At 65.3% G+C, this 7,223-nt stretch carries 7 protein-coding genes; 5 read left to right on the forward strand and 2 right to left on the reverse strand.

The genetic code is table 11. The features are described from left to right. Positions 1 to 465 precede the first annotated feature (465 nt). Positions 466 to 1,872 carry a cation:dicarboxylase symporter family transporter gene (locus tag FEZ61_RS19960; protein ID WP_173150174.1) on the reverse strand — a complete coding sequence of 469 codons (1,407 nt, stop codon included), beginning with the start codon at positions 1,870 to 1,872 and terminating at the stop codon, positions 466 to 468. A gap of 232 nt (positions 1,873 to 2,104) precedes the next feature. Here FEZ61_RS19960 and FEZ61_RS19965 point away from each other — a divergent pair, with 232 nt between their 5' ends. Together FEZ61_RS19965 and FEZ61_RS19970 are read left to right on the forward strand one after the other, a co-directional pair. Continuing rightward, the gene (locus tag FEZ61_RS19965) at positions 2,105 to 2,434 is read left to right on the forward strand and encodes a hypothetical protein (protein ID WP_007163001.1); all 330 of its coding nucleotides are present in this window, start codon (positions 2,105 to 2,107) and stop codon (positions 2,432 to 2,434) included. 81 nt (positions 2,435 to 2,515) lie between these two features. Further along, positions 2,516 to 3,064 (forward strand): glutathione peroxidase, encoded by a 549-nt coding sequence (locus FEZ61_RS19970; RefSeq protein ID WP_007163002.1) that lies wholly within the window; start codon positions 2,516 to 2,518, stop codon positions 3,062 to 3,064. A gap of 338 nt (positions 3,065 to 3,402) precedes the next feature. Here the strand turns inward: FEZ61_RS19970 and azu are convergent, their stop codons facing one another. Next, complete coding sequence (gene azu, locus FEZ61_RS19975; protein ID WP_173150176.1) at positions 3,403 to 3,852, reverse strand: azurin; 450 nt, start codon at positions 3,850 to 3,852, stop codon at positions 3,403 to 3,405. Between the two features lie 331 nt (positions 3,853 to 4,183). On the opposite strand from azu, the gene FEZ61_RS19980 reads away from it, so the two are divergent. The 3 genes from FEZ61_RS19980 (at position 4,184) to FEZ61_RS19990 (ending at position 6,650) form a co-directional block, all read left to right on the forward strand. Further along, positions 4,184 to 4,771 (forward strand): TIGR00730 family Rossman fold protein, encoded by a 588-nt coding sequence (locus FEZ61_RS19980; RefSeq protein ID WP_173150178.1) that lies wholly within the window; start codon positions 4,184 to 4,186, stop codon positions 4,769 to 4,771. 100 nt (positions 4,772 to 4,871) lie between these two features. Further along, positions 4,872 to 5,729, forward strand: a complete 858-nt coding sequence (locus FEZ61_RS19985; protein ID WP_173150180.1) for an SDR family oxidoreductase — start codon at positions 4,872 to 4,874, stop codon at positions 5,727 to 5,729. A gap of 63 nt (positions 5,730 to 5,792) precedes the next feature. After that, on the forward strand, positions 5,793 to 6,650 hold the full coding sequence (locus FEZ61_RS19990) for an SDR family oxidoreductase (RefSeq protein ID WP_173150182.1): 858 nt from the start codon (positions 5,793 to 5,795) through the stop codon (positions 6,648 to 6,650). Positions 6,651 to 7,223 lie beyond the last annotated feature (573 nt).

The raw sequence follows: 7,223 nt of genomic DNA on the forward strand, positions 1-7,223 counted from the left end.
GCTCAGCGCCAACCTATGCGGTTCAACCATCCACGTTGTACCCAATCAACATGGGGCACCCGTAGGTTGGGCTGAGGCGGCTCTATCGCCGAAGCCCAACATGACGTAGCAGGCATGGGCACCGTTGGGGTTGGTCGTGTTGGGCTTCGCTACGCTCAGCGCCAACCTACGCGGTTCAACCATCCACGACGTGCCCAATCAACATTGGGCACCTGTAGGTTGGGCTGAGGCGGCTCCATCGCCGAAGCCCAACACACCGCAGCAGGCATGGGCACCATTGGGGTTGGTCGTGTTGGGCTTCGCTGCGCTCAGCGCCAACCTACGCGGTTCAACCATCCACGTTGTACCCAATCAACATGGGGTACCCGTAGGTTGGGCTGAGGCGGCTCCATCGCCGAAGCCCAACATGACGTAGCAGGCATGGGCACCGTTGGGCTTCGCTTTCGCTCAACCCAACCTACGGACTCAGCCGCGACTGACTGGCGCCGCCGGGGCTTCCGCGCGGTCGTCGCGGTCGTAGGCGGCCTTGTCCAGCTGGCCCATCCAGCGTGCGGTCAGGGTGCCGGCGGTCATGGAGCCGTTTACGTTGAGGGCGGTGCGGCCCATGTCGATCAGGGGCTCGATGGACACCAGCAGCGCCACCAGGGTGACCGGCAGGCCCAGAGCCGGCAGCACGATCAGGGCGGCGAAGGTGGCACCGCCACCTACGCCCGCCACACCCGCCGAACTCAGGGTGACGATGCCCACGAGCGTGGCGATCCACAGCGGATCGAAGGGATCGATGCCCATGGTGGGCGCGATCATCACCGCCAGCATGGCCGGATAGAGACCGGCGCAGCCGTTCTGGCCGATGGTGGCGCCAAAGGAGGCGGCGAAGCTGGCGATGGCCGGCGGCACGCCGAGGCGCTCGGTCTGGGCCTCGATGTTCAGCGGGATGGTCGCCGCGCTGGAGCGGCTGGTGAAGGCGAAGCTCAGCACCGGCCAGACCTTGGGAAAGAAACGCGCCGGCGACAGGCCGGTCAGGGTCAGCAGCAGGGCGTGCACGCCGAAGAGGATGGCCAGGCCCAGATAGGAGGCGATCAGGAAGGTACCCAGCTTGAGCACGTCCTGGGGGCTGGCGGTGGCGACCATCTTGGTCATCAGCGCCAGCACGCCATAGGGGGTCAGTTGCAGCAGCAGGCGTACCAGCTTCATCACCCAGGCCTGAAGCACGTCGATGCCGGCCAGCACCTTCTCGCCACGGACCGGATCGTCGCGCTGCAGGCGCAAGGCGGCGACGCCGAGGAAGGCGGCGAAGATCACCACGCTGATGATGGAGGTGGGACTGGCGCCCGTGAGATCGGCGAAGGGATTCTTCGGAATGAAGGACAGCAGCAGCTGGGGCACCGACAGGTCCGCCACCTTGCCGACATAGCTGTTCTGCAGGGTGGTCAGGCGTGCGGTCTCCTGGACGCCCTGCACCAGGCCTTCGGCGCTCAGGCCGAACAGCCAGGTGACCAGCACCCCGACCAGGGCGGCGATGGCGGTGGTGAACAGCAGGGTGCCCAGGGTCAGCAGGCTGATGCGACCCATGGAAGAAGCCTCGCGCAACCGCGCCACGGCGGCCAGGATGGAGGCGAACACCAGCGGCATGATGCTCATCTGCAGCAGCTGCACATAGCCGTTGCCGACCAGGTTGAACCAGCCGATGGAGGTCTTGAGCACCGGGGCGTCATGCCCGTAGACGAGTTGCAGCACCAGGCCGAAGGCCACGCCCAGGGCGAGGCCGATGAAGACGCGCACGGCCAGGCTCCAGCCGGTGTTGCGGGTACGCGCCAGCAGGCCGAGCAGCACGGCGAAGGCGACGAGGTTGAGGACGAGAGGCAGATTCACACGAGGTCTCCGATACGGCGCCCGACGCGGCCGCCGGACGAAAAGGCGGCGATGGTAGCAGCTCGGGCCGACTCGGCTTAGATCGAGGCGCTATCACCTGATAACCCTGGGACCTTGGGAGGAGCGGTTCTATCGCCGGGGCGAACGGTATTTCCGCCGGGCCTGGCACTGCTAGAGTGCGCCCCGTCGGGAAACGATGCCCGACGCTGCCAACTCAAAAAGGAGTGACTCCATGCAACGTTTCGCCAAGCTCGCCGCTTCCTTCGCCCTCGCCGCCGCCGTCGCCGGCTGCACCGGCACCGCAATGAAGACGCAGAACCTGGATCCGTCGCAGTACACCGTCGTCGGTCATGGCGAGGGCAAGGCCACCGGTCTCATGATCCTGGGCTTCATCCCGGTCCAGCAGAACGACCGCTTCGTGCGTGCCCAGCAGGCCGCCATCAAGTCCCGCGGCGGCGATGCCCTGATCAATGCCCAGGTGCAGGAAAACTGGTTCTGGGCCTATGTCCTGAACGGCTACACCACCACCGTTTCCGGCGACGTGGTCAAGCTCAAGCGCTGAGTCCCGCCCGACCGACAGGCGCCGCCCATGGAGGCGGCGTTTTTGCGCTAGGCTGGTCGCTTCTTTCCGAGGAAGCCGACCATGACCGCGACCCTGATGAAACTCCCGCTGCAATCCATCGATGGCGAAACCCTGACCCTGGAACGCTACCTGGGCAAGGTGCTGCTGGTGGTGAACGTCGCCTCCAAGTGCGGCCTGACCAGCCAGTACGAGGGCCTGGAACGTCTCTATGAGGCCCAGCGCGAACGCGGCCTGGAAGTGCTCGGCTTTCCCGCCAACAACTTCAAGCAGCAGGAGCCCGGCAGCGACGCCGAGATCAAGGAATTCTGCACCCTGACCTATGGCGTGCAATTCCCTATGTTCGCCAAACTCAGCGTGGTGGGTGAAGACAAGCATCCGCTCTATGACGAACTCACCCGTGCCCAGCCCGAGGCGACCGGTGACGGCCCCTTCCGTGAACGCATGGTGAGCCGTGGCGGCAGCCCCAATCCCAAGCCCGAGGTGCTGTGGAATTTCGAGAAATTCCTGATCGGGCGCAATGGCGAGGTGGTGGGGCGCTTCGCGCCGGATGTGACGGCGGATGATCCGCGTTTGGTGGAGGCGATTGAGGTGGAGTTGGCGAAGGGGTGAGGTCGGGGTGCCAGTAGGTTGGGTTGAGCGTTAGCGAAGCCCAACGGTGTTAGGGTCAACCTTCAATCTTGGTGCCCTAGCTGATTATCGAGTTTTGCTGGCACTTCTTGTTTCGCTCTCTCGAGCGAGTCACTTTTGCCAGTCGCGGCAGCGCGCCCCAGACAAAAGTAACTCGCCCGGGTGGGCGAAACAAAAGCCATCAGAGCACTCGATAATCAGCTAGTGCACCAACAAGCCCTGGCAATGGCTATGTATTGTTGGGCTTCGCTAACGCTCAACCCAACCTACATGAATCTTCTGCCCAAGAAGTCGGACTGCGACAGTCAGCCCGCCCTCTCTTACCCCCGCTGCAACACCCCGCGCATGGACCCGAAATGCCCGGGGAAGGAACAGAAGAAGGTGTACTCCTTGCCCGCTTCCAGAACGCCGGTATCGAAGGTCACCGCGTCCTTCTCGCCACCGCCCAGCATGCGGGTGTGGGCAATGACGCGTTCGTCGCCCTCGGGCAGATAGCCCTTGGCCTCCCCAGCGCTCATGCCCGCGGCGTCAACGGCCGAAGCGTCGGTGGCGCGGGTCAGGACCCAGTTGTGGCCCATGACGTTCTTGGGCAGGCTGCCGTTGTGGATCAGCTCGACGGTAAAGGTCTTGCACGAGGCCGGGACCTGGATCGAGGCGCGGCTGTAGGTCATCTGGTCGCCGGCTTCGATCTGGGTGGTACAGCTGTCGGCGGCCCAGGCGCCGGTACTTCCCAGGGCGAACAAAGCGGCGGCAAAAAGCGTGGATTTCATGAACCCTCCGGATGCGTGAAAGTCGCCAGTCAGACCGATGCGAGGGTGGCGGGTTCCAGCGATCATGGCAAGGGAGCCGCTCCGCTCTATCGCCTCCATCGAAACCTTTGCCGGGTCGTCGGGCCTTACCTCTAGGTACTATCCCCCTCATTATCCGCCAGCCAAGGACGCCCGCCATGACCCTAACCGCCCTGCTGCACGAGTTGTTCGCCAGCTATGCCCAGGCCGCCAGCGGCAATGCGCCGGAAGCGGCTTCTCTCGCGCGATGACGGTGCTTTGATCGCGCGTGGCGGGCAGCTAGGCTAGGCGTTTTGCCTGCCTAGGAGTCTCCATGTCGCTGAAAACCGTCTGTGTCTTCTGTGGCGCCAAGCCCGGCGCCTCGCCCGTCTTCGCGGAAGCGGCCGCGCGCCTGGGTCGTACCCTTGCCGAGCGGGGCCTTACCTTGGTCTACGGCGGTGGCAAGGTCGGCCTGATGGGCGTGGTCGCGGATGCTGCCCTGGCCGCCGGTGGCGAGGTGATTGGCATCATTCCCCAGAGTCTCAAGACCGCCGAGCTGGGCCATACCGGCTGCACCCGTCTGGAAGTGGTCGACGGCATGCATGCGCGCAAGGCGCGCATGGCCGAGCTGGCCGATGCCTTCATCGCCCTCCCCGGCGGCCTGGGCACCCTGGAAGAGCTTTTCGAGGTCTGGACCTGGGGGCAGCTCGGCTACCATGCCAAGCCCATGGGCCTCCTGGAGGTCGACGGCTTCTATGCCCAGCTGGAGGGCTTTCTCGATCACCTGGTGGCCCAGGGCTTCGTCGCCGCGCCGCATCGCGCCATGCTGCAGGTGGAAGACTCGCCGACCGCCCTGCTGGACGCCCTCGTCGCCTGGCAGCCCACCGTGCCGCCGCGCTGGGCGGAACCTGCGCCACGCTAGTTCGACTACACCGCCCGTCTCGGGTCTCGAACCCTCGCCGCTTGTGGCCTGTCGGTACTGACAGGCCCGCAAACGTTTCCAGAGCGACGAGGATTCTCCCATGACCGATTTCCCCAAATCCCCCATGCCGGAACAGCAACAAGAGGTTCCCGGCCTGCAATCACGCATGAATCCGGTCCCGGATTGCGGTGAACAGAGCTACAAGGGCTCCGGCCGCCTGACCGGCAAGAAGGCGCTGATCACCGGTGGCGACAGTGGCATCGGCCGCGCCGTGGCCATTGCCTTCGCTCGCGAGGGCGCCGATGTCGCCATCAGCTACCTGAACGAACACGAAGACGCCGAGGACACCGCCCGCCTGGTGCGCGAAGCCGGCCGCGAGGCGCTGCTGCTGCCCGGCTGCCTGTCCAAGCGCGAGCAGTGCCTGGCGGTGGTGGACCAGACCGTGGCCGCCTTTGGCCGCATCGATGTGCTGGTCAACAACGCCGCCTTCCAGATGACCCACGAGACCCTCGAAGAGATTCCCGACGACGAGTGGGTCTACACCTTCGATGTGAACATCACCGCCATGTTTCGCATCACCCAGGCCGCGCTAAAGCACATGGGCCAGGGTGGCTCTATCATCAACACCACCTCGGTGAACTCGGACATGCCGCGGCCGACGCTGCTGGCCTATGCCACCACCAAGGGCGCCATCGCCAACTTCACCGCGGGCCTGGCGCAGCTGCTCGGCGAGAAGGGCATCCGCGCCAACAGCGTGGCGCCCGGTCCCATCTGGACCCCGCTGATCCCCGCCACCATGCCACCGGAGCAGGTCAAGGAATTCGGTGGCAACACCCCGCTGGGCCGCCCCGGCCAGCCGGTGGAGCTGGCGCCGGTTTACGTGATGCTGGCGTCCGACGAATCCAGCTACACCTCGGGCGCGCGCATCGCCGTCACCGGCGGCAAGCCGATCCTCTAAATGCCCCCGCGCACCCCGGTACATGCCGGGGTCGCCCTTCTCGTCTGCATTCGGAGTCCTCTCGTGAGCGAACATCCCAAACCACCCCTCAAACCCCAACCCCAGACCTTTCCCGGCTCCGAAGCGCGCATGGATCCGCAGCCCGACAGCGGCGCCGCGAGCTACCGTGGCTCGGGTCGCCTGGCAGGCAAGAAGACCCTGATCACCGGTGCCGACAGTGGTATCGGCCGCGCCGTGGCCATCGCCTTCGCCCGGGAAGGCGCCGATGTCGCCATCGCCTACCTGGACGAGCACGAGGATGCCCAGGAGACCGCCCGCCTGGTCACCGAGGCGGGTCGCCAGGCCGTGCTCTTGCCCGGCGATCTGGCCGAGCGCCAGACCTGCCTGGACGTGGTGCAAAAAACCGTGGAGGCCTTTGGCTACATCGACGTGCTGGTCAACAACGCCGCCTTCCAACAGGTGCGCGACAGCCTCGACGAGATTCCCGATGAGGAATGGGTGCATACCTTCAACGTGAACATCCATGGGATGTTCCGCATCACCCAGGCGGCGGTGAAGCACATGCCGCGCGGCGGCTCCATCATCAACACCGCCTCGATCAACGCCGACATCGCCCCGCCGACCCTGCTGGCCTATTCGGCCACCAAGGGCGCCATCGCCAACTTCACCGCCGGTCTGGCGCAGTTGCTCGGCGAGAAGGGCATCCGCGCCAACAGTGTGGCCCCGGGCCCGATCTGGACGCCGCTGATCGTCAGCACCATGAAGCCGGACGAGCCGGAGCAATTCGGTAGCAGCACGCCCCTGGGTCGGCCTGGCCAACCGGTGGAACTGGCGCCGGCCTATGTGTTGCTGGCGTCGGACGAAGGCAGCTACATCTCCGGCGCCATGCTGCCGGTGACGGGCGGGATGCCGGTGCTCTAAGGGTTTGCTGGGGTGCCTAGGTTTGCCCTTACCCCAACCCTCTCCCAGAGGGCGAGGGGGTTGGTTGGACTCCGTGCTCCGTAGGTTGGGTTGAGCGCAGCGAAGCCCAACGCCAGACATCCAGCAGCGTTGGGCTTCGACAATGGAGCCGTCTCAACCCAACCTACGAGGCTGGGGTGCCTGGGTTTGCCCTCACCCCAGCCCTCTCCCAGAGGGAGAGGGGGTTGGTTGGACTCCATGCTCCGTAGGTTGGGTTGAGCGCGGCGAAGCCCAACGCGGGATATCCGGCAATGTTGGGCTTCGACGATGAAGCCGTCTCAACCCAACCTACGAGGTTAAGGTGCCTGGGTTTGCCCTCACCCCAGCCCTCTTCCGAGGGGAGAGGGGGCGGCTGGATTCCGCGCCCCGTAGGTTGGGTTGAGCGCAGCGAAGCCCAACGCCAGATATCCAGCAGCGTTGGGCTTCGACGATGAAGCCGTCTCAACCCAGCCTACGAGGCTTGCTCTCTCCGATAGAAGATTGTCGGGCGCCCTCTGGGTGAGGGTCGCGCAGATGTAGTGGTCAACCCATCCC

Origin of the sequence: Pseudomonas sp. MS15a(2019), from assembly GCF_013277805.1 — a bacterium.
In the GTDB taxonomy this organism is placed as follows: Bacteria; Pseudomonadota; Gammaproteobacteria; order Pseudomonadales; family Pseudomonadaceae; genus Chryseomonas; species Chryseomonas benzopyrenica.

Excerpts from the sequence above, each read along its gene's own strand:
- FEZ61_RS19965 (WP_007163001.1), top strand. The coding sequence starts at position 2,105 with ATGCAACGTTTCGCCAAGCTCGCCGCTTCCTTCGCCCTCGCCGCCGCC.
- FEZ61_RS19970 (WP_007163002.1), top strand. The coding sequence starts at position 2,516 with ATGACCGCGACCCTGATGAAACTCCCGCTGCAATCCATCGATGGCGAA.
- azu (WP_173150176.1), bottom strand. The coding sequence starts at position 3,852 with ATGAAATCCACGCTTTTTGCCGCCGCTTTGTTCGCCCTGGGAAGTACC.
- FEZ61_RS19980 (WP_173150178.1), top strand. The coding sequence starts at position 4,184 with ATGTCGCTGAAAACCGTCTGTGTCTTCTGTGGCGCCAAGCCCGGCGCC.
- FEZ61_RS19985 (WP_173150180.1), top strand. The coding sequence starts at position 4,872 with ATGACCGATTTCCCCAAATCCCCCATGCCGGAACAGCAACAAGAGGTT.